At 64.1% G+C, this 20,403-nt stretch carries 27 protein-coding genes and 3 pseudogenes; 20 read left to right on the forward strand and 10 right to left on the reverse strand.

The window, feature by feature from the left end:
* The 4 genes from IPP90_13235 to IPP90_13250 form a co-directional block, all read right to left on the reverse strand.
* Positions 1-153: hypothetical protein (locus IPP90_13235; protein ID MBL0171664.1), on the reverse strand; the 153-nt coding region annotated here is incomplete at its 3' end.
* Positions 154-564: 411 nt separating this feature from the next.
* Positions 565-900, reverse strand: a complete 336-nt coding sequence (locus IPP90_13240; protein ID MBL0171665.1) for a hypothetical protein — start codon at positions 898-900, stop codon at positions 565-567.
* A 31-nt stretch (positions 901-931) separates the two neighbouring features.
* On the reverse strand, positions 932-1,078 hold the full coding sequence (locus tag IPP90_13245; protein ID MBL0171666.1) for a hypothetical protein: 147 nt from the start codon (positions 1,076-1,078) through the stop codon (positions 932-934).
* Between the two features lie 147 nt (positions 1,079-1,225).
* On the reverse strand, positions 1,226-1,825 hold the full coding sequence (locus tag IPP90_13250; GenBank protein MBL0171667.1) for a hypothetical protein: 600 nt from the start codon (positions 1,823-1,825) through the stop codon (positions 1,226-1,228).
* 218 nt (positions 1,826-2,043) lie between these two features.
* Here IPP90_13250 and IPP90_13255 point away from each other — a divergent pair, with 218 nt between their 5' ends.
* Together IPP90_13255 and IPP90_13260 are read left to right on the forward strand one after the other, a co-directional pair.
* Positions 2,044-2,322 carry a hypothetical protein gene (locus IPP90_13255; GenBank protein MBL0171668.1) on the forward strand — a complete coding sequence of 93 codons (279 nt, stop codon included), beginning with the start codon at positions 2,044-2,046 and terminating at the stop codon, positions 2,320-2,322.
* A 469-nt stretch (positions 2,323-2,791) separates the two neighbouring features.
* A complete protein-coding gene (locus tag IPP90_13260) occupies positions 2,792-3,286 on the forward strand; it encodes a Spy/CpxP family protein refolding chaperone (protein MBL0171669.1) in 495 nt (164 codons plus the stop codon).
* Between the two features lie 201 nt (positions 3,287-3,487).
* Here the strand turns inward: IPP90_13260 and IPP90_13265 are convergent, their stop codons facing one another.
* The 6 genes from IPP90_13265 to IPP90_13290 are packed head-to-tail and all read right to left on the reverse strand — an operon-like array spanning position 3,488 to position 7,199.
* Complete coding sequence (locus IPP90_13265) at positions 3,488-4,573, reverse strand: M20/M25/M40 family metallo-hydrolase (GenBank protein MBL0171670.1); 1,086 nt, start codon at positions 4,571-4,573, stop codon at positions 3,488-3,490.
* A 57-nt stretch (positions 4,574-4,630) separates the two neighbouring features.
* On the reverse strand, positions 4,631-4,891 hold the full coding sequence (locus tag IPP90_13270) for a hypothetical protein (GenBank protein ID MBL0171671.1): 261 nt from the start codon (positions 4,889-4,891) through the stop codon (positions 4,631-4,633).
* A complete protein-coding gene (locus IPP90_13275; protein ID MBL0171672.1) occupies positions 4,852-5,442 on the reverse strand; it encodes a hypothetical protein in 591 nt (196 codons plus the stop codon). Before IPP90_13275 ends, IPP90_13270 begins: the two co-directional genes overlap by 40 nt.
* On the reverse strand, positions 5,432-6,343 hold the full coding sequence (locus IPP90_13280; GenBank protein MBL0171673.1) for a DinB family protein: 912 nt from the start codon (positions 6,341-6,343) through the stop codon (positions 5,432-5,434). The genes IPP90_13275 and IPP90_13280 overlap by 11 nt, the downstream gene beginning before the upstream one ends.
* Positions 6,344-6,357: 14 nt before the next feature.
* Positions 6,358-6,669: an NTP transferase domain-containing protein gene (locus tag IPP90_13285; protein ID MBL0171674.1), complete on the reverse strand. Its 312-nt coding sequence runs from the start codon at positions 6,667-6,669 to the stop codon at positions 6,358-6,360.
* Positions 6,666-7,199, reverse strand: coding sequence for an XdhC family protein (locus IPP90_13290; GenBank protein MBL0171675.1), 534 nt, complete (start codon positions 7,197-7,199; stop codon positions 6,666-6,668). Before IPP90_13290 ends, IPP90_13285 begins: the two co-directional genes overlap by 4 nt.
* Before the next feature lie 721 nt (positions 7,200-7,920).
* Between IPP90_13290 and IPP90_13295 the strand changes: the two genes are divergently transcribed.
* The 18 genes and pseudogenes from IPP90_13295 (at position 7,921) to IPP90_13380 (ending at position 19,977) form a co-directional block, all read left to right on the forward strand.
* Entirely contained in the window at positions 7,921-8,418 is a 498-nt protein-coding gene (locus IPP90_13295) for a TetR/AcrR family transcriptional regulator (GenBank protein ID MBL0171676.1), read from the forward strand.
* Positions 8,419-8,926: 508 nt separating this feature from the next.
* Positions 8,927-9,379, forward strand: a complete 453-nt coding sequence (locus IPP90_13300) for a TolC family protein (protein MBL0171677.1) — start codon at positions 8,927-8,929, stop codon at positions 9,377-9,379.
* Positions 9,380-9,790: 411 nt separating this feature from the next.
* Positions 9,791-10,108: a TolC family protein gene (locus IPP90_13305; protein ID MBL0171678.1), complete on the forward strand. Its 318-nt coding sequence runs from the start codon at positions 9,791-9,793 to the stop codon at positions 10,106-10,108.
* Positions 10,109-10,226: 118 nt separating this feature from the next.
* A complete protein-coding gene (locus IPP90_13310; GenBank protein MBL0171679.1) occupies positions 10,227-10,412 on the forward strand; it encodes a hypothetical protein in 186 nt (61 codons plus the stop codon).
* Positions 10,413-10,500: 88 nt separating this feature from the next.
* Entirely contained in the window at positions 10,501-10,761 is a 261-nt protein-coding gene (locus IPP90_13315; protein MBL0171680.1) for a hypothetical protein, read from the forward strand.
* Positions 10,762-10,885: 124 nt separating this feature from the next.
* Positions 10,886-11,254 carry a hypothetical protein gene (locus IPP90_13320; GenBank protein MBL0171681.1) on the forward strand — a complete coding sequence of 123 codons (369 nt, stop codon included), beginning with the start codon at positions 10,886-10,888 and terminating at the stop codon, positions 11,252-11,254.
* Positions 11,255-11,337: 83 nt separating this feature from the next.
* A complete protein-coding gene (locus tag IPP90_13325; protein ID MBL0171682.1) occupies positions 11,338-11,529 on the forward strand; it encodes an efflux RND transporter permease subunit in 192 nt (63 codons plus the stop codon).
* The gene (locus IPP90_13330) at positions 11,526-11,888 is read left to right on the forward strand and encodes an efflux RND transporter permease subunit (protein ID MBL0171683.1); all 363 of its coding nucleotides are present in this window, start codon (positions 11,526-11,528) and stop codon (positions 11,886-11,888) included. The genes IPP90_13325 and IPP90_13330 overlap by 4 nt, the downstream gene beginning before the upstream one ends.
* Positions 11,818-12,321, forward strand: a complete 504-nt coding sequence (locus IPP90_13335; GenBank protein ID MBL0171684.1) for an efflux RND transporter permease subunit — start codon at positions 11,818-11,820, stop codon at positions 12,319-12,321. Before IPP90_13330 ends, IPP90_13335 begins: the two co-directional genes overlap by 71 nt.
* A 203-nt stretch (positions 12,322-12,524) precedes the next feature.
* Positions 12,525-13,103: an efflux RND transporter permease subunit gene (locus IPP90_13340; protein MBL0171685.1), complete on the forward strand. Its 579-nt coding sequence runs from the start codon at positions 12,525-12,527 to the stop codon at positions 13,101-13,103.
* Positions 13,104-13,230: 127 nt separating this feature from the next.
* Positions 13,231-14,506 (forward strand): annotated as a pseudogene (locus tag IPP90_13345) (efflux RND transporter permease subunit).
* Complete coding sequence (locus IPP90_13350; protein ID MBL0171686.1) at positions 14,503-14,652, forward strand: hypothetical protein; 150 nt, start codon at positions 14,503-14,505, stop codon at positions 14,650-14,652. The pseudogene IPP90_13345 and the gene IPP90_13350 overlap by 4 nt, the downstream one beginning before the upstream one ends.
* Before the next feature lie 20 nt (positions 14,653-14,672).
* On the forward strand, positions 14,673-15,188 hold the full coding sequence (locus tag IPP90_13355) for a hypothetical protein (protein ID MBL0171687.1): 516 nt from the start codon (positions 14,673-14,675) through the stop codon (positions 15,186-15,188).
* Positions 15,189-15,246: 58 nt separating this feature from the next.
* A pseudogene (locus tag IPP90_13360) lies at positions 15,247-17,694 on the forward strand (DEAD/DEAH box helicase family protein).
* A 3-nt stretch (positions 17,695-17,697) separates the two neighbouring features.
* Positions 17,698-18,716 (forward strand): annotated as a pseudogene (locus IPP90_13365) (SAM-dependent DNA methyltransferase).
* Positions 18,713-18,997: a type I restriction endonuclease subunit M gene (locus IPP90_13370; protein ID MBL0171688.1), complete on the forward strand. Its 285-nt coding sequence runs from the start codon at positions 18,713-18,715 to the stop codon at positions 18,995-18,997. Before IPP90_13365 ends, IPP90_13370 begins: the two are co-directional and overlap by 4 nt.
* 114 nt (positions 18,998-19,111) lie before the next feature.
* Complete coding sequence (locus IPP90_13375; protein ID MBL0171689.1) at positions 19,112-19,453, forward strand: hypothetical protein; 342 nt, start codon at positions 19,112-19,114, stop codon at positions 19,451-19,453.
* Positions 19,453-19,977, forward strand: a complete 525-nt coding sequence (locus IPP90_13380) for a hypothetical protein (GenBank protein MBL0171690.1) — start codon at positions 19,453-19,455, stop codon at positions 19,975-19,977. Before IPP90_13375 ends, IPP90_13380 begins: the two co-directional genes overlap by 1 nt.
* Positions 19,978-20,403 lie beyond the last annotated feature (426 nt).

The following is a 20,403-nucleotide window of genomic DNA, read 5'->3' on the forward strand; positions in this document are numbered from 1 at the left end:
AACGCGCGTCGCGACAAACCCAAACGTCAGCGGCATCATCGCGAGGTACGCGGCCCAACAGGGCAGTCGGCGCATCATGCGAGCCCCCGCCACCGTCGATAACCCCACTCCAGCCCCCAGCAGCAGCGCGAGTAGCAGGAACACGACGGGCATGTCCCACGGAGTCCTTCGCTTCGCGCACCGTGACGCCGGCCTCGGTGAATATGGCGTCGCCGCCAGTTTCGCGACGTCGTCCATCGTGTAGTAGCGTCCGCCCTGTTTCCTTGGCGATGCGACGCAGCACGGTAGGGTGTTTGCTCGCTTGCGACACATCGGCACCGCGATCGTCCACCAACAGCGTGGTGGTGGCCGTGCGGGTGGAGTCGGTGCCGCGCTTTGCGGTTGCGGCAATCGCGTAGCGCCTGGAGTCTGCGGTCGTGAAGCGCCCGGTGTACGATCCATCCTGGCGCAGCGACCATTCCCAGCGGCACGGTGATGGTGTTGCCCGTCGGCGTGGTTACCGCCACCGACACATTCGCGTCATTGATGTCGGCGGAAGAACGTGTCGCCCAAATGCGCGCAACGTCACCGATTCGCCCGGTGCGACGCGCGACGGCGACGCGGCAATCTCGAAGAGTGCCGGCGCATCCACCGCCAGCGCACCATCTGTCGCCAGAATGTCTGGTGCGTCATGTCGTCGACGGCAATGCTCGCGTCCATCTTCCACTGCCAGGAGTCCTGCACGGTGAACACGGCACTCATCCCGCGCCCATAGTGCTGCCACGCCAACACCGGCACATCGGCCCGTCCGCCTTCGATCTGTCCCGCCAACAGCACCGTGGCACCGGCGCGCAACGAGCCGGGTCGATCCACGGAGGTCAGCGCCGGGAGCGAATCCCAGCGCGCCCGTGACGACGCCATCGACGCACGCAACTGCAGGGCCGCATGCGACTCACCCGCTCGGGTCGGTTTGAATCTTCATGGCGGTGGCCGGACCGTCCAGATTCGGTTCTCCGCGCGTGAGCGTGATCGGCAGGACATCGGCCAGCGGCGTATCGGCAAAGGCGCCCTCGGACAATGACGCGCGTCCGCCCAGCACCAGCAGGCCGCCGCCGCTGACGACTCACGAAGTCGCTGATCACGCGCAACTGGTCGGCTAAGTGAAGGACGACGCCCCGATGCTGCCAGGATAATCGCGCGATACGAGAAGAGCTCCTCCCGACTGGTGGGAAAGCCGCCCAGCAGTTCAAGACTGTCGCGCACGCCCAGCCGCAGAAACTTGCGTTCGGCACTGCTGCATGAGGCCCCCACCTGCACGCCGCTGTCGGTCGCCACCGCGCTGACGCAGGAACGCGAACTCCGGGCGCGGTTCGCCTTCCACGTACAGCACGCGATCCGCCCCGGCGCACCTCGATGCTGGTTTGCCACTCGTTGTTTTCGGTGACGATTTCGTTGGCCAGCGGTCGCGCGCGACCGCCAGCCGGTGCACACCGGCTGACAGCGGCGGCACCCGCAAGCGGACGTACTGGTCACCGGTGTCCGGCGACTTCACGGTGTCGGTTGATACCACGCGGCCATCGGCTTCCACGGAGATCAGTGCCATGTCGCGCCCGATGCCGCGCACGCGCACATCGGCCTCCACAAGCACGGTGGCGCCGGCAAGAGTGTGACGCGGGGCCTGCACGCGCTCTACTGCGAGATCGCGATCGAACCGTTCGCGTCCCACGCCAACGGTGTACACACGGAATGCGACGGCACGCAGCGCGAGCAACGCATCGTCGTACCGTGTGCCGCCATTGTCCGCGCCATCGGACACCAACACCACGCCCCGCCAGCGGAAGTCCATTGAGATCCTCGCGCACGGCGTCCAGCGCGCGGGCCAGATCGGAACGTGTGCCGGCACCCGTCAGGTCGCGCGCGCTCGCCAAGGGCGATGCGTCCGCGCCAAAGCGAAAGCGCCGCAGGGCGAATCGCTCACCGAGCGTGCGGCTCAGGGCGGCCGTGTCGTCGAACACGCGCTGCACGCGCGCCAGCCGCGATGTATCACCCACATCGCGTATGCGCATGCTGCGCGAGTCATCCATCACCACCGCAAAGACGTTGCGCTGCGGAACGGCCGAGGCGATCACCAGCCCGGGACGCAACAGGCAACCCAGCACCAGCAGCACCGCCAGCGTGCGCAGCGTGCCCAGCACCACGCGGTCACGCACCGACAGCGAGCGAACGCGCGTAAAAGAACGTGACCAGCAGCAGCGTGCCCGCCGCCGCCAGGGCAATGACGAGCACCGGGACAACGGGTGCCAGCGCAAATCGCCGCGCGCGAACACGCGCAGCGGAACTTGAAGAAGAACGTGACGATGGCGTCGACGACCGATGTCACAGAAGCGGGGCCGGACGGGAGGTGGAGCGGAACGGGAAGCGACGAGTGCACCGCGGAGCACGCATCGTCTACCCCGTGACGCGGAAAGGTCGGAGCGTTGGATCGTCGCGTCTCGAACCGGGACGAAGGGATGAAAAGCGGACTTAACGTCGGTCGGCCGCATCCGTCCAACGGCATGAAGCGAACGCCGTCGTCAACACCTGACACGGCCAACGCCGCTCTTACCGAGAAAGATTCCTATGCGAAGGCTCTCAACCTCAGCGCTGGCCGTTCTGGCCACCGTCATGACGTCGGCCGTCGCGGTGGCACAGACCCGCCCAGTGACACCGCCTCGTCCAAACCGCGTTGCCCAACCGACCAACGCCAATCGCGATAGTCAACCGCCTCGCCCCGTCGCGCGGCCCCCCGCTGAGCCCGCTCGCCGGACCAGGCATGGGTGGCCCGGCGTCCAATCTGCTGCGGATGCGCGAACAACTCGAACTCACCGATGAGCAGGTGAAGAAGCTGGAAACGCTGCAATCGATACCGCGGCCTCAGCGCAACGAGGCCGACATGCTTCGGGCCCGCGCCGATCTCATGGATGCCACCAAGGGAGACATCAATCTGGAGAAGGCGCGAGCCGCGTTTGATCGCATGGCCCGCGTGCGCACCGATGAGCAGCTGGCCCAGTTGAAGTCACGGCAGGAGCTGCGCGGCGTGCTCAACCCCGCACAACGCGCCAAGCTCGATGCCATGGCCGGTCGCCTGCGAGATCGACGTGGCGCCGCCATGCGCGGTCGCGCCAATCAGCGCATCGGCCCGATGCGCGCCCCACAGTTTCGCGGGCAGCGTCCGGGACAGGGACGTGGCCAGTTCGGACCGGGCATGGGAAATCGGCGCGGCCCCAATGGCCCCCTAATGGTGCCCAGGGTTTTGAGCCGGGGATGAGGCAGGGGATGGGTCCAGGGATGGGTCAGGGTCCAGGTCAAGGACCGGGTCAGGGACCAGGTCAGGGTCAGGGCATGCGTCGGCGCTTGAACATGCCGCCATCTCCACCACCTGCGGACACCACGCGGTAAATCGCATTTGTCAGGACCGACGGGAGGCATGGCCAACGCTGTGTCTCCCGTCTCCCGTCTCCCGTCTCCCCTACCGCGCCACCGCCACCGCCGCAATCAACCTGATCAGCGCGTCCACGTCGCGCAGGTCGAGTACCTCGCCCGGCGCATGGGAGTATCTCCCGGGCCAAGACAGGCCGATGTTGGGCGCACCGTAGGGTGCGATGGCGCTGCCATCCGTTCCCCCGTGCGTCGTGCCCACTTGTACTGGAATGCCCTGCGCGTTGGCGATACGCAGAATGCGCTCGCGTTCGGCCCGCGGGGTGATGGCGCCATCGTCGAGTCCGCGCAGCACCGCACCACGTCCCAGTGGCAGGAAGGCGAACATCGGCGATTCCAACGGCGTGTCGGACGACACGAACGTGTCGATGCTGTAAATCCGCGTGAGGCTGCGGCCGTGGTCGGCGCCGAAGGCACTGGCCCCAGCAAGCCCTTCTTCTCGCGTGCTCCACACGAACACCACCTTGTGCGTCAGCGTGGCCGGGTCGATTCGCTTGAGCGCATGCAGCAACGCGGTCGAACCGGTTCGGTCGTCGCTGCCCCGACCGGTGAGTCGCGTGCCCGCCAGTCGTGTGGCGTGTTTATACGCCGTAATGGCCATGCCCACCCGCACCCCACGCGCCACCAGCCCGGTGGAATCGGTGCCGAACCACGCCGTGAGCGCGTTGATGGGCTTGCTGCGCGCTGAATCACGCGGCACGAACACCCCTCGCAGCGATTCGGCCACATGACCGGAGGCGTCGCGATCGAAGTGCAGCATGGCTAGTTGACCCTCCCACGCGGTCGTCACCGCGCCGCCCCGACGCGCCAGCCGCACGCGACCGTCCGCGAGAATCGCTTCCACTTCGAAGGACACCTCGTCCATGTGCGCGATGAACGCGACCGAATCACGATCGGGGCCGACCGCTACGATCAGATTACCCGCGGTGTCGGTCGTGGCGCGCGACGCCGCCCACGCCGGCAAGAGCGCAGTGATGGCATCACGAACCCGCCATTCATGCCCCGGCACGCCGGCCAGGTCGGCAATCTGCAGAAACGTCTTCTCGGCAGCGTCGTACGCGTCGCGCCGCGTCGTGCGCACGGTCGCGGTATCAACACGCGGCGCGATCCACGGCACAACGGTATCCACACTTCCCGCAGCGACCAGTGCGCGCGCATCACCGCGCGCGCATCATCAGCATGAATGGACTCCACCAGCGAGCCCGCGAAACGCACGCGCGGCGACAACCTGCACACTGTCGCGCGACAAGCTGACAGGAAGCACACGGGCCAGACGTTGACGCGACGTGCCCAGTCGCAACGCCGGAATTGACGTGACGGCGGTTCGCGCCACATCACGGCCTTCGTCCAACAGCGTGATGGCGTCCACCGTGCCCAGACGCGCCAACACCGCGCTCAATCCGACCCAGCCGAAGCTGCGCTGCGTGGATAACACGAGATCGTTTCGCCCGTGGGTACGAGCGGATTGCGCCGCACTCGCCACGGCCGCACAGCTCGCGCGCGCACTGGCCGCCGGGCCCGAGGCATAGCCCTCATAGGTCCACACCGGCGCGCGGTGAGCACGCGAACCTGCTGTGCCTCGTGAAACTGATCCCACAGCGGGTGGCCGGGCACGCCCGCGCGATGCAGCCGCACAAATCCGTCGTCGGTGATTTGACTGACCACGAATCCCGGCACATCCATCGCGCACGCGACGACGCGACGCGGCGACCCGCTGCCAATGCGCTTGATCAGATTGCCGAACGCATCGCCGCGCCAACCGGGCAGAATTGGCGACAGCACCCGCTGGCCGAATGACTCACCGCCGGGCGGCGCATCGACGTGAATCCACGCGGCAATCGCCGAAGCCGTCGACGCGCGCGTGCCGTCCGACATGACGCCGGATGGCGTGACCTGCGCCGCGGCGACTGCCGACGGGCGAGCAGCGGACGCACCAAGCGCCGCGAGCGCGACACCCACGTGAACCAACCAGGTGCTACGTCCCATCGCGGCGCTCCATGACAGTGGGTGATGACCGCACATGCCGCCGCGCGAATCCGGGCACGCGGCAGCACGGCGGGGAGAACTTACATCGCTTCGTCCGCGCTGGGGCCGTAGAGCCCGGGACTGGCACGCCAACCAAACGGTAGTAAATGGTCAACTGCGCCCGATGGTGAATCATGTGGTTGACCACCATGCCGCGCAGTACCGCAATGCGCGGCATCGCCATCAGCACCTCGTCACCGTTCTTCATCGTCCACGTCTCCATCATCTGCGCGTCGGTGGCCTCGGCCAACGCGGCCGTGAAGCCCGCCATCCGTTCATCGAATTGCGCCACGAAACCGGCAGCGGTAGTCGGCACTGGCGGACCCGGTGGGAACGGGACGGCAAAGTCGAGCACATCCTGCTTGAGCGTGATCACCCCCCACATGGGGAAGTCGGTGAGGTGGTTGGCCAGCTTCTGCAACGGCCACGACTTGGGATGCGGTGTGAAGTCGAGATGGTCGGCGGGGACGCGCTCAAGCATGCGACGCGTTTGGGCGATCTCGTGATCGAGATCTGCCAGGACACTCTGGGCGATGGACGATGACATGGGTCGGAGAGGTGGTGATGAAGGGGACTGCTCGGCGCGCCAGCGAGCCACGTCGCTCGGCGTGTCCAAGTCGAAACTACCGAGACGAAGAAAAACCGAAAGAGTGTCGATGGAAAAAAGACTCTTGGCCCCTCGATCCCCCGTGAGTGATCGCAGTATGGCCCAGTCTGCTTTCGGGAAGAGCGCCGGAATGCCGAGAACCATGTCACCGCCCGCGGATTCATAGCGGGAGGCAATTATCGATGAATGATCCGGTGAATGATCTGATGATGTATCGATTATGGCGCGAAAATGCTCTGAGTTTACAGTTGGCATGTCGCAGGCGGCGATCAGAACAGCCTCGCCGCCGCCGCTTTGGATTCCGCCCATTCCACGGCGCATCGGATCGACGACCCAATACCTTCGGTCCAGACTGCGTTGTGAACCACAGTAACGCCGAGCGCACGAACCGCCGCTGAGACTGCCTGGTCTTGAGCTCCCGTGACCACCAAGACCGGGGAACAGCCCGCCTCCAGCAGCGCGATCGCGGCGCGCGCCACCAGCGGGCGTCCCGCTTCGTCAACCAGCAACTGCTTTGGCGAGCCAAGACGGCGCGATTCGCCGGCCGCCAAAACCACTCCGGCGATACGGGCCGCCGTCACGGTGCGGTGTGCGGCGTTGGGGTGCGTGTGTGGATGGGACTGTGCCGCTCCCGAAGCGATCCGCCCGGGCGGCCATGCAGAATCGCCTCGATTTCGGCGATAGCCGACAGTGCAATCGACTCGGGGGACTCGCCCCCCAGATCGAGTCCGATCGGTGCGTGCAGTCGCTGTTCCATTCGCGCCGTGATCTCGAGGCCCCCGGTCCGCAACGATTCCACCAGTTGTGCGGCCCGCTGGCGCGACCCCAGCACGCCGACATACCCCAGCGGTAGCGGCAACAGCCGCTCCAGCCATTCGGCGTCGATCGCAAATTGATGAGAGAGCAGCGCCACGGCGGTCCGTGAATCGCGCGATACGTGAGCGATCCCGTCGTCGGCCCGAGCCACAATCCGCGCTACCCGTTCCGGCAGCGAGACGGACTCCACCACAAATGGACGATGATCGACCAGCGTGACGCGCCATCCCAGTGTGTGCGCGATCGCGGCGAAGGCCTCCGCGCCTCGACCTGCACCGACGAGGACCAGCGACACCCGGCGGCACCAGCGGGTCGACCAGACAGCGCAGCGTCTTGTCGAATACCTGGACCGCACCCTGGGTCGGGTGCGCCGTAAGTCGCGCCGCATTCATCAGAGGGATGGCGGCATCGCGAAGCGCCGGCGCGCACGCGTGCCACTCGCCGGTGCCTCCAGCGGCCGTCTCCTCAAGCACGGTGATCAGCGCGCCTTCCTCGCGCGCATCGCGAATGGCACACGCCCGCTCCAACCACGACAAATCACCCAGCGGTTCCAGCAGCAGATGGGCGACACCGTCACACATCGCGCCAAATCCCCAAATGGCCTGCAGGTCGTCCCGGAGATCGTACGTGAGTCGCCGAGGCACCCCGATGCACACACGGCGGCGGCTGGGCGGCGACATCCCCTTCAGACAACCGCCGCTGACCGCTCCGGCTAGCAGCGCCCGTCCGCATCCACCAGAGACGCGCCCCGGCTGTCGATGAGGACCCGTCCACGGCGTGCAGCGTAGCCAGTGCCAGCGGCACCAGCGGCCGCGGTCGGCCCGGGCCCGTCGGGCCGCGCGCGTCAATTCATCGAGTCCCGACATGATGCAGGAAAGTATGGCAGGCACCCCCGCCGAAGGCGATAGCCGAAGGCGATAGCCGAAGGCGATAGCCGGGCCAGCCCGCAGGCTACGCGGTGCGTGAAAGCAAGCACCCACTTGCCAGCAAGCATGTACTTGCATTACCCTCTGAGCATGATCGAAGACCATCGACACCGGATTCTGCACGCCGCCGCCCGTGTGTATGCCCAGCACGGATGGCGCGGGGCGACTCCCACGCGCCGCATCGCTGAAGAGGCGGGCGTCAACGAAGTCACGATCTTTCGGCAGTTCGGCTCGAAGGATGCGCTGCTCGAGATCGCCATGCGGGAGTGCGCGCGTCTGGAACAGGATGCAACACTGCCCCACGAGCCCGCGCACCCGGAACGCGAGTTGTATCACTGGATTCATGCGCACCACGCCTCGTTGTCGAACATGCGGGACATCGTGCGCCAGATGATGAGCGAGGCGGCGGAGCGTCCGGAAACGGCGATCTGTGCGGCCGAGGGGCCCAGCAAGGGCGTTTGCCCAACTGCGGCAGTATGTCGTCCAGTTGCGGCGCCACGGATGGATCAGCGAGCCGGAAGAGACGCGTCGGTGATGTCCGCGGCGCCGTCACCATGCTCATGGGTGCCATCTTCGCGGACGCCATGAATCGGGAGATCATGCCGGCCATGTTCCCGCAAACGGTCGACGACTCCCTGCACGCGTACGTTCGCATCTTTCTGCGCGGTATCGGCGTGTCGTCGGAACCAACGCCGTCTGTCAAACGTACGCCTCGACGCCCTATCAGCATTTCCACTTCGACCGCCGAATGATGGCCAGATCCCTTTCCACCCTCGTGTTGCTGTCGCTCGCACTGTCACCGGTTGCCTTGCGTGCACAGTCCGGCAGTACGGCCGGCGCGCCAATGGTGCTCTCGTTGAACGATGCCATTCGGCTGGCCACGGGTACCAGCGAACAAGTCGCGCTGTCGCGGGCGGGCGAACAGCGCGCAGGGTCAGCAGCTGCAGGCGCGATCCGCCCTGTTGCCACAGGTGTCCAGCACGCTCAACTGGCAGAAGCAACTGCAGAATCAGTTTGCGGCCATCTCGAAGCGCGCCAGCAACGGCACAAATGGCGGAAGCTCGGAAAGTGACACGTCCGCCGCCGGCAATGCGACATCGTCCATCACGCGAATCTTCGCGTCGGAATACAATTTCAATCTCGGCCTCACCGCGTCGCAGCCACTCTACACCGGGGGCGGGCCACCGCCAACATTCGCGCCGCACAGGCCGGACGCGAGTCGGCGGAGATTGGCATCACCAGCGCGCAAGCGCAGGCGCAGCTGGACGTGACGCAGGCCTACTACGATGCGTTGCTGGCCGATCGGTTGTTGACCATTTCCGATTCAACGCTGGTACAGGCCGAGCGCACCTTGCGACAGGTGCAGCTGACACGCAGCGTCGGGTCGACGTCTGAGTTCGAGTTGATCCGGGCACGCGTGACGCGCGACAATCAGCGGCCCGGCTGGCTGCAGGCGCGCACCGCGCGCGATCTCGCCTACGATGCGACTGCGCCAACCACTCAACCTCGACGCCGAACGGGCGGTCGCGCTCACCGACAGCATCGTTGAGGCGCCCCTCGCATCGGTGGTCGCGTCGACCGCACCGATCACCACCGTGAACGTGGCGGCAGCGGACGTGCTCGCGATCGATCCCGCCGTGCAGGCGCTGCGTGGCCCGCACGCTGGCCACCAGCGATACCGGCGCGTCGGGCGAGCTCCGGTGCGCCAGGCACTCAAGGGCGTTGAAGTGGCGCAGCAGCAAGGCTGCGCGCCACGCGCGCGCAGCGGCTGCCATCGCTGGCCGCCACCACCAACTATCAGCGGCTGGCCTATCCCACCAACGTGTTGCCCAGGAGTCTCGCCGACTTCTTCCCCAATTGGACCGTCGGCATCGGGCTCTCGTATCCCATTTCACCTGTGGACGCATCCGCGGCGACATCCTGGCTGCCGAAGCCTCGGTGATCGAGGGCGCAGCAGCGACTGCGACAGGCGCAGGAAGGTGCGGCGCTCGATGCCCGGTCGTCCACCGCGAAGCTGACCGAGGCGGAAGCCTCCTGGCGAGCCGGCGTGGGCACGGCCGAACAAGCGCAACGCGCGTACGAGATCGCGGAAGTGCGTTTCCGCGAAGGCATCTCCACGCAGTTGGAACTCTCTGAAACACGCGTCCAGTTGCAGCAGGCGTTGGCCAATCGCGCCCGGGCCGCGCGTGATCTGCAGGTGGCCCGCAAGCGACTCGAGTTGCTGCGCGATCTTCCATTGTCTTCCGGCTTCACTCCGTCAACCAGTTCGAATCCATGATGACCACGACGCGCCGGATGGCGCCCACTGCTACATCGATCGCGCTGGCCAGCGCGCTCATGCTGGCGCCTGCAACAAGGCCAAGGAAGCTGTTGCCCACGACGGCCGCCACCGCGCAGTGACCATCGGCCCCGACAACATCGCCGTCGCGACCACTGATACCTCGCGCAGCGGTCCGGCCATCTCGGGCACGCTGGTGGCCGACCGCGAAGCGCGCATTCGCGCCGAGATTGGCGGCGCCGTGCTGCACACGTATGTTGACGCCGGTCAGCGCGTGGCGGCAGGAACGCCGTTAGCGCATTGATGACGGTGGAAGTGCCGCACGAAACCCCATTGTCCGCACGCTCCAATGTCACGCAGGCTACCGTCGGCGCCGATCGAGCCGCGCGGAATTGAAGCGCGCGAAGACGTTGTTGGCGGCTGGTGCCATTGCGGAACGTGATGTCGAAGGCGCCGAGCGGGCGTTAACGTGTCAGCGCAGGCGCAACTGGGGCCGACGCCGATTCGCGTCTCCAGCACGATGGAGAAGAACCTGCAACAACGCCACCATTCGCGCGCCGTTCGCGAGCATTGTGGCGGAGAAATCAGTGAGTCCCAGTGACATTGTCGCACCCGGTGCGGCGCTGTTCACGGTGATTGATCGCGCAGCCTGAAGGTTGGGGGCGTCGTTACCGACGTCGGCACTGGCCGATGTGTGCGCGTGGGCGCGCCGGTGATGTTCACGGTGAACGGGTCCGGACAATCAACTGGAGGGACGCATCACCCGCGCTAAGCCCGATGACGGATCCGCAAACGAACCAGGTGAGTCTGCTGGCCACCGTGCCCAATGCGAAGAATGCTTTGGTGGCGGGACTGTTCGTGGAAGGTCGTATTGCTGCCGAGAAGCGCATCGGGATCCTGGTGCCCGAGAAAGCCGTTGATCAAACAGGCATTGTGCCGATCGTGATGCGCCTCGGGGCGGCAAGGTGGAACGCGCGTGGAAGTGCAGGTGGGCGTGCGCGACGAGGGCGCGGAAACGCTGGAGATCCGTTCGGGACGGGCGACACGGTGTTGCTGGGTGCCGCACGCGGGATCTCGATAGGATCGTCGACATTGGTGGTGTCGTCACCAAAAGACGCACCGGCGGCGCCGGTCAAGAACAACTAGGCCGACGGTCCGTCAGCCAGGAGCACACACGGGATATCCATGTTCATTTCAAATTTTGCGATCAGCGTCCGCTCATCACGGTCGTGTCCATGCTGGCGCTGGCGGGATTCCGGACTGGTCGCGCTGTTCCGACTGAAGACCAACGCAGGTTTCCGGTGGTGCAGCCGCCGGTGGTGCAGACCACCATATTGTATCCCGGTGCCGGACCCGAGCAGGTGGAACGTGAAGTGCTGGAAGCCGATCGAGGAAACCATTCAGGGCCATCTCAGGCGTGAAGAGCGCTAACAGCGAGGCGCAGGACGGTTTCGCGCAGATCACCACCGAGTTCGAATTTTCCAAGCCGTTGCGGGATGCCACACAGGAGATTCGCGACGCCATCGGCGCAAACAGCGGGACCTGCCGCGAGGAGATGGAAGTGATCCTCCGGCGCTTCAATGGGACCGACGCACCGATCGTCACGCTCTCCCGGTGTTTTTCCACGTCGCTGACCCCGGCGCAGTTGACGCTCATCGCCGATCCGGGCATCACGCGGGAACTGCGTTCGATTCCCCAGGGTAGCCGACGTGAAAGTCACCGACGCGGTGAAAACGCAGACTCACCATCAATCTCGACCCGCAGCGGCTGCGGGCGGTAAGCGTGAGCGTGCCGCAAGTGGTGCGGGCGCTGCAGCAGGGAGATCATCTGGCCGTGCCGGTGGGCCGGGTCACCAGCGCGCTGGACAAGACGCACCATTCGCCTGCAGGGCCCGCTTGAACGGGCCGCAGGATTTCATACAGCTAGTGGTGGCCGAGCGCGGCGGCAACGTGGTGCGACTTGGCGATGTCGCGACCCGGTCGACGACGGCACCGAAGAAACAACGCACCATTGCGCTCTACAACGGCAAGGACGCCGTTGGCGTTGAAATCAAGAAGACCAGCGAGTATTCGACCTCCGCCGTGGCGAAGCGTGATCTTGAAAAAGGTCGAGCAACCCCGACGCCTGCGCTGCCTGCCGGCGCGCAGATCAAGGTGGTCAAGAACAAGGGAGGCTGCGTTGAGATTCGGTGCCGGAACGTCAGGAGGCGCTAATCGAAGGGGCGCCGCTCACCGTGCTCGTCGTCTTCTGTTTCTCAATTCGTGGCGGTCCACGGTGATTGCCGGTCTCGCCCTTCCGGTGTCAGTGCTGGCCAGCTTTGGCCGTGCCGGGCCTTTTTTGGGTTCACGCTCATTACGATGTCGCTACTGGGGCTATCTGCTGGCCATCGGCATTCCTGATTGACGACGCCATTGTGGTGCGCGGAACATCTTGCGGCATATCAGAGATGAGGAAAGACCGTTACGACCGCGCGTGGAGGCACCGACGAAATCGACACGGCCGTCGCGGCGACGACGCGTTTCCCATCATCGCCGTGTTCGTACCATTGCATTCCTGCAGGGTGTCTCCGGCCAGTGGATTTCAGCCATTCGCCCTCACCATCGCCTGCTCGGTGCTGGTTTCGCTGTTCGTGTCGTTCTCGCTCGATCGATGCTCTCGGCGTACTGGCCTGACCCGCATCAGGAAGAGCATGAAGGCGTGGATCACCAAAAAGCTCGCCAAGTTCAATCTCTGGTTCAACGGCTTGGCCAATGGCTACCGCCGTGTGGTCAGGTGGGCCTTGGATCATCCCAAGTCGATGATGTTCCTGGCGGTGGCCAGCTTTCGTCCCGCCCTGTCCATGCCGGCGCTCGGCCTGGTGGGTGGCGAGTTCTTCCCGCTGGAAGACAATGCCGAAGTGTCGCTAACCGTCGACGCGCCTCCGGGCGCCAATATCGACTTCTCGCGCCAGAAAACCGGCGAGACGCTCCGGTTGGTGGAGAAGTATCGGAAGTGAAGTACACGTTCGTCACGGCAGGTGGCGCCAGCGGGGCCGTGGACAAAGCCAGCATCTATGTGAGCTCAGTACGAAAGCCGAGCGTCGGGCGATTGGGCAACGCGGCGCCGAGGAATGGGCGGCGCAGATGCGCGACGACGTGAAGAGCATCGGCGGCGCCGACGTGGCGGTATTCACCAACGACTTCTCGGGTGCCCAAAGCAGATCTCACTGGAGTTGCGCGGCAGCGACAAGGCGGCGCTCAATCGGTGGCCAATCGGTATCTGGCGGCCGTGAAGGCCCGCGCCCGAATTGCGGTAGACGTGGGCCTCAGCGCAAGGGACAGAAGCCGGAGCTCACGGTGGAGATCGATCGCGGACTGGCCGGCGCGCTGGGGCTGAGCATTGGCCAGGTGGCGCAGGCCATTCGTCCGGCATTTGCCGGCCTCGATGCCGGCGACTGGGTCGATCCCACCAATCAGACGCGCAAAGGTCATGGTGCGCCTCTCACCGGAAGCGCGCGCCCGTGGCTCCGACCTGGCGTTGTTGCCCATTGCCATTGGCACGGGCCCCAACGCGCAACTGATCCCGTTGCAGCAGGTGGCGCGCATCAGGAGCAACCTCGGACCGGCCATCGTCAATCATCTCAATCGCGACAACGTGATCAAGGTGGGAGGCGAACTTCGCCGGACGGTCCTCACCGAAGTGATGAAAGGATATCAACGCGAACACGGCGAAGATCCCCATGCCGCCGGGGGTGCAGCTCTCCACAGGCGGGCAGGTCGAGCAGCGGCAGGAGGTGTTCACCAACATCTTTGTCGCGCTCGGTGTCGCCATTGCGCTCATGTACCTGATTCTGGTAGTGCAGATTCGGTTCCTTCCTCGATCCCATCGCCATCCTCAGCTCGCTGCCGCTGTCGCTGATTGGCGTGATGGGTGCGCTGGCCATCACGGGGCACACCATCAACCTCATGAGCCTGATCGGCGTGATCCTGTTGTGCGGCATCGTGGCCAAGAACGCCATTCTGCTCATCGATTTCGCCAAGTGGGCGCGCAGGCAGAACGGCATGCCGTTGCGGGGAGGCGCTGATCGAGCAGGCGCCATCGGTTGCGTCCCATTCTCATGACCCGTTCGCCCTCATCGCCGGCATGATCCCGGTGGCGCCGGGACGAGGCGAAGGCGCGTCATTCCGCGCGCCGCTGGGCGTGGCGGTGATTGGCGGCGTGATCACGTCAACCGTGCTGACACTGCTGGTCATCCCCACGTTCTACGAAATTTTCGACAACATGCGGAGCTGGTTCGCGCGGAGCGCGTGGGCGCAGCGACCCCCGCACACCGGACAGTTCCGCGCGATCGAGGCCCGTGCCAAGCATGGGCGACTAGACAACGATGCGCCCGGGGCCTCCGCTAGATTGACAGCATGATGACTCCCGTCCGCCTGCTTTCCTTTGCCATCGTGGCTGTCACGGCCGTGTCGGTTGGCAATTGGTCGGACCTCCACTTCATCGAGGCGCTGGCGGACGGCTTCTGGACCTACGCGCTGTTGGGGTTGTCGGCCATTGTCATTTGAGGAACTGTCACCGGTGTTCGGTGGCATCGCGGCCTTACGAAGGCGAATTGCAGCTCATTCGCGTGATTGTCGGCATCACACTGGGCGGCTGGCTGTGTACATCGGTGTTGTATGCGGCCGGGCGCGTGAAGTGGGACTGGATTCGCAAACGCTTCCCGCGATTCCGCGCGGCGGGTACTAGTGGCGTTGCGTGTGGTAGCGCGGAATCCGCTCGGCGTCGTTCCTGGTGCGCTTCGCGTTTGGATTGCGCATTGTGCTGCCGTTGGCGTGTGGTGCGGCGCGCGTACCTCTGGCTACGTATCGCGGCGTCGCTCCTGGGGTCGGCACTCTGGACGCTGGTGTTCGCGCTTATTGGCTATGCCGCCGGTGAGGCCGCTGTGCGCGCGGTGGGCCATGTCGGGCGGGCCGGCGAGATCATTGGTGCGCTCGTGGTCACGGCCGCAGTGTATGCGTTCATTCGCTGGAACCGCGTGCGGCGCGCGAAGAAAGATGAGCGCAAGCGGCGGAAAGCGCAGCAGGGAATCGCGGCACCTTGACGCAGGAAGGGTTTCGCTCTCAATTGGCGTCAGTGGGCCGCAGTACTATTCCAATCGTATGAGCCAATCCGCCTTCAACGAACGCGAGATCTGCACCAAATTCATCACCCCGGCCTTGAGGATTCAGGCTGGGGATGAGATGACGCAAATCCGTGAAGGTATCGTTTCACGCGTGGGCGCATCATCGTACGCGGCAAGCTGGTGACGACGCGGGAAGTCGAAACGGGCCGATTACGTATTGTACGCCAAGCCCAATATCCCGATCGCGATCATCGAAGCCAAGGACGGCACCCACATGGTGTGGTGACGGAATGCAACAGGGACTCGAGTACGCGGAAACCGGCATCCCGTTCGTATTCTCGTCAAATGGCACGGGCTTCGTGTTTCACGACCGCACGGGCGCGAGCAAGACACTCGAGACCACCATTACGCTCGCCCAGTTTCCATCGCCCACCGAGTTGTGGGAGCGCTATCGTGCGTGGAAGGGGCTGACGGACAAGCAGTCTGAGATTGTACTGCAGGACTACTACGACGACGGCAGCGGAAAGGCCCCGCGCTACTACCAAGTGAGCGCTGTGAACGCCGCCATGGAAGCCATCGCCAAGGGACGCGATCGCATTCTGCTGGTCATGGCCACGGGCACCGGAAGACGTACACCGCCTTTCAGATCATCTGGCGACTGTGGAAAGCGGGACGCAAAACGCATTCTGTTCTTGGCCGATCAGCATCACAATTGACCAGACCATGGTGAAGGGCGACCAGTAGTTTGGCGCGGCTATGGCCAAGCTGTCCACCACCAGCAAAACCATCGAGCGGCAGGATGGCACGAGGCAGGATCTGGCTCTCGCCCTCGATAGCAGACGCCGCATCGATACCGCCTACGAGATCTACCTCGGCCTATACCAAGCCATTACGGGCCCCGAAGAGCGGCAGAAGCTATTCCGGGAGTTTTCGCCAAGTTCTTCGATCCAGATCGTCATCGACGAATGTCATCGCGGCAGCGCCGCCGAAGACTCGGCGTGGCGTGAAATTCTTGAGTACTTCTCGGGCGCCACGCAAATCGGCCTCACCGCAACGCCCAAGGAAACCAAGTACGTCTCGAATATCGCGTACTTCGGAGAACCGGTTTTCTCCTATTCGCTCAAGCAGGGCATTCGCGACGGATTCCTGGCCCCGTACAAGGTGGTAAAAGTCCACATTGACCGGGATGTTGAAGGGTACCGTCCAGAGCGCGGCCAGCTTGATCTCGATGGCGAGGATATCGAGGACCGCATCTACAACACCAAGGACTTCGACCGCACGTTGGTGTTGGATGAGCGTACCAAGCTGGTTGCCCGAAAGGTCACCGAGTTTCTGAAGGAGAGCGGCGACCGATTCCAGAAGACCATCGTGTTCTGCGTGGATACCGAGCACGCCAGTCCGAATGCGGCAGGCGTTGGTGAACGGGAATGCTGATCTCGTGGCCAAGAATCACCGGTACATCATGCGCATCACCGGCAACGATCCCGAAGGGCGGGCCGAGCCCTGGGGAATTTCATCGACCCGGAGTCGGAGTACCCCGTCATCGTGACCACGTCGCGCTTGCTGTCCACGGGCGTGGATGCGCAGACCTGCCGCCCAGTTGGCTGCTCGATCCCGAAATTGGCTCGATGTCCGAGTTCAAGCAGACCTTGGGACGCGGCACGCCTAGGGGCGCAAGAACACGCACAAGTACTACTTCACTCTGATCGACTTTCGCGGCGCTACCAATCATTTCGCCGATCCCGACTTCGATGGTGAACCGGTGCAGATCTACAAGCCGGGTGAGGGCGATCCCGTGGCGCCGCCCGACGATGTACCCGCTCTGGATGGCGATGGCAACGAGCTGCCGATCGAGCCGGGGTCAGACGAAGTGCTGGTAGACGTCCCGCTCGATCCAACCATCCCCTCGGTGGGCGGCGGGCGCAAGAAGATCTACGTGTACGGAGTGCCGGCAAAAATCATCGCTGAACGCATCGAGTACCTGGACGAGAGCGGCAAGCTGGTCACGGAGAGTCTGCGCGACTACACCAAAGCCGCGCTCACCCAGCCGATTCGCCAATCTCGACGACTTCCCGGCGCGTTGGCGTACCGCCGACCGAAGGCGGCCATCGTGGAGGAGCTCGAAGCCGAAGGGCTGCCGCTCACCTATCGCTCGGGAACTTGGGACCGATCTCGATCGTTCGATCTCATTTGCCGTGTGGCCTTCGGTCGTAAGCCGCTCACTCGGCGTGAGCGCGCCGAGCACGTGAAGAAGCGAGATCCGTTCAGCAAGTACGGAACGCAGGCGCGGGCCATTCTCGAAGCGCTGTTGGCGAAGTATGCCGACGAAGGCGTGCTCAATCTGGACGACGCCAACGTGCTCAAGCTGGCACCACTCTCGGGGATGGGCACACCGATGCAGCTTATATCCGCGTTCGGCGGCAAGGACGGCTACGACCGCGCCATCCACGAACTGCAATCCGCTCTCTATCAGGACGTCGCGTAACGCATGTCAGTTCGCAATATCGACAAGTCGATTCAAGACATCATGCGCCAGGACAGCGGCGTGGATGGCGACGCGCAGCGCATCAGTCAACTGTGCTGGATGTTCTTCCTCAAGATCATCGACGATCAGGACAAGGAACTCGGGTGCTGGAGGGCGTACAAGTCAGCATCCCAGCCAGTTTCCAGTGGCGCACCTGGGCGGCCAACTGAGGGATCACGGGTGACGAACTGCTGACGTTCGTAAACGCGGAGCTGTTCCCGGCGTTCAAGAACCTCACCGTATCGCCCAAGCCCGGCGATCGCCGGCAGGTGAAATGAAGGGCGTGTTCGAGGACGCCTACAACTACATGAAGTCGGGCCAGTTGATGCGGCAGGTCATCAACAAAATCAACGGCGTCGACTTCAACTCGCTCACCGATCGGCAACACTTTGGTGATATCTACGAGCAGGTGTTGAACGACCTGCAGTCGGCCGGCAACGCGGGCGAATACTACACGCCGCGCGCCGTCACGGCATTCATGGTCGATCGCATCGATCCGCATCCCGGCGAGGTGCTGTTCGATCCGTCGTGTGGCACCGGTGGGTTTCTCACCTGCGCCATTCGCCACATGCGCGAGCAGTACGTGAAGAAGCCGGCCGTACGCCAGCATCGGCACGAATCTGTTGTTCTTCGAGAAGGGCACGCCGACGAGTGACATCTGGTATTGGGAGCATCGCGTGCCAGCGGGGCAGAAGGCCTATTCGATGACCAGGCCCATTCGCGTGGAGCACTTTGCCGACTGCGTGGAGTGGTGGGGCGGGGCCAAGCGCGCTAGTCGTGCCGAGACGCCGCAGAGTTGGAAGGTGACGGCGGAGGAGGTGAAGGCGCGCGGGTACAACCTGGATATCAAGAACCCGCACGTGGTCGCGGATGATCATGGGGATCCGGAGACGCTGCTGGCGGCGCTGAATGCGGCCGAGGCGGAGACAGGCCGACTGCGGGAGCAGCTGAAGGCGATTCTGGCTGAGGCGTTGACGCGATGAGTGTGGCGCGGGTGCTGGAGTATTACGACCGGGTGGCGGATGCGCCGGATGCGGTAGGGAAGCTGCGGCGGTTTGTGCTGGATCTGGCGGTGCGGGGGAAGCTGGTGGAGCAGGATGACGCGGACGAGTCGGCCAACAGCCTCATTTCCCGCATTGCTTCCGAAAGGAAGCGTCGCGTCGGCGCCGACGAGTTGCGTAAGAGCGTGCGACACCCTCGAGGTCCCGGGAGCGATGGCACTTTCAAACTGCCGCGCGGCTGGTCATGGAAGCTCCCTCGCTGAGATCGGGCTGATCAATCCGCGAAATTCTGTCGATGACGGAACATCCGCCTCTTTTGTGCCGATGGCGCAGATTGATGCGGCCTACGGGGGCACCTCCGGCCACGAGGTTCGGCGTTGGAGAAATCAAAGGCGTACACCCACTTCGCGGAGGGCGATGTCGCACTCGCGAAGATCACACCGTGCTTCAAGAACGGAAAGTCAACTGTTTTTCGGAACCTGACCAACGGGATTGGTGCCGGAACGACGGAGCTTCACGTTGTGCGGCCAATCATCGTAGTGCCGGAATACGTACTGGCCTACTTGAAGAGCCCATCGTTTGTCAACGAAGGCATTCCGCGAATGACTGGCACTGCAGGTCAGAAGCGAGTGCCGTCGGACTATTTCGCGAACACGCCGTTGCCACTGCCTCCCCTTGCCGAGCAGCATCGCATCGTCACCCGAAGGTCGAAGAGCTGATGGCCCTGTGCGATCAGCTGGAAGCGGCCCGTGCGGATCGCGAGGCCACGCGGGAGCGATTCACCGTCGCGACCTTCGGTCGCCTTACGGCAACGAACGTCGGCCTAGCGGAGTTTCAGGAGGAGGCACGGTTCGCGCTGAACTCGTTCGCGCCGCTAGCTGCGAACGGCCCGCAGGTTTCTGCGCTTAAGGAAGCAATCGTCGACTTGGCTGTGCAGGGAAGGCTCTTGAGCGGAGGCGCTCAAAGCTGGACTGAAGTAGCACTTTCGGAAGTGCTTGAGCCGCTCGCTGATGGAAGGATTGTGCATCAAGGCTGGAGTCCGCAGTGCGAGGCGGTTCCTTCAGTGGATGACGGCGAGTGGGGCGTACTGAAGACCACCGCGATTCAACTCGGGAGGTATGTTGCTGAAGAGAACAAGCGACTACCATCGAAGTTGAAACCACGGGACCAGTACGAGGTGCGTGCTGGGGATATCCTGAGTACTCGTGCCGGTCCGCGCGCCGGTGCGGGGTTTCGTGCTTAGTGAAATACACGCCCGCGGCTCATCTTCTCGGACAAGGCCTACCGCTTCCGTGTCAATCCATCGCTGATCGATCCAGCGTATATGGAACTAGTCCTCGGCTCGCCGAGCACCAGGCGCGCGATCGACGCAATGAAGACAGGGAGTAGCGAGAGCGGACTAAACCTCACCGAAGTCCGCTTTCGTCGACTTCCCATTCGTTTTCCGTCTCTCAAAAACCAACTTGAGACGATCAGAATTATTGAGTCACTCATGGCGATTTGTGATCAATTTGAGGCGTCGCTGTTAAGTGAGGAGATCCATCGCTCTAGCCTCCTCGACATCTTGCTTGCGGTCGCATTAACGAATCCAGGCCGCCTGCTGCCGCCCGTGCCTTCGTCCCTCAGCGATCGCGTTCCGCTGCAGCCGCATCCGGGGAGTGCGCGAAGC

The sequence above is a fragment of the Gemmatimonadaceae bacterium genome (assembly GCA_016720905.1).
In the GTDB taxonomy this organism is placed as follows: Bacteria; Gemmatimonadota; Gemmatimonadetes; order Gemmatimonadales; family Gemmatimonadaceae; genus Gemmatimonas.

Excerpts from the sequence above, each read along its gene's own strand:
- IPP90_13255 (MBL0171668.1), top strand. The coding sequence starts at position 2,044 with ATGCTGCGCGAGTCATCCATCACCACCGCAAAGACGTTGCGCTGCGGA.
- IPP90_13250 (MBL0171667.1), bottom strand. The coding sequence starts at position 1,825 with ATGGACTTCCGCTGGCGGGGCGTGGTGTTGGTGTCCGATGGCGCGGAC.
- IPP90_13350 (MBL0171686.1), top strand. The coding sequence starts at position 14,503 with ATGATGACTCCCGTCCGCCTGCTTTCCTTTGCCATCGTGGCTGTCACG.
- IPP90_13240 (MBL0171665.1), bottom strand. The coding sequence starts at position 900 with ATGGCGTCGTCACGGGCGCGCTGGGATTCGCTCCCGGCGCTGACCTCC.
- IPP90_13380 (MBL0171690.1), top strand. The coding sequence starts at position 19,453 with ATGGCCCTGTGCGATCAGCTGGAAGCGGCCCGTGCGGATCGCGAGGCC.
- IPP90_13295 (MBL0171676.1), top strand. The coding sequence starts at position 7,921 with ATGATCGAAGACCATCGACACCGGATTCTGCACGCCGCCGCCCGTGTG.
- IPP90_13260 (MBL0171669.1), top strand. The coding sequence starts at position 2,792 with ATGGGTGGCCCGGCGTCCAATCTGCTGCGGATGCGCGAACAACTCGAA.
- IPP90_13320 (MBL0171681.1), top strand. The coding sequence starts at position 10,886 with ATGACGGATCCGCAAACGAACCAGGTGAGTCTGCTGGCCACCGTGCCC.
- IPP90_13280 (MBL0171673.1), bottom strand. The coding sequence starts at position 6,343 with ATGCCAACTGTAAACTCAGAGCATTTTCGCGCCATAATCGATACATCA.
- IPP90_13370 (MBL0171688.1), top strand. The coding sequence starts at position 18,713 with ATGAGTGTGGCGCGGGTGCTGGAGTATTACGACCGGGTGGCGGATGCG.
- IPP90_13275 (MBL0171672.1), bottom strand. The coding sequence starts at position 5,442 with ATGGGACGTAGCACCTGGTTGGTTCACGTGGGTGTCGCGCTCGCGGCG.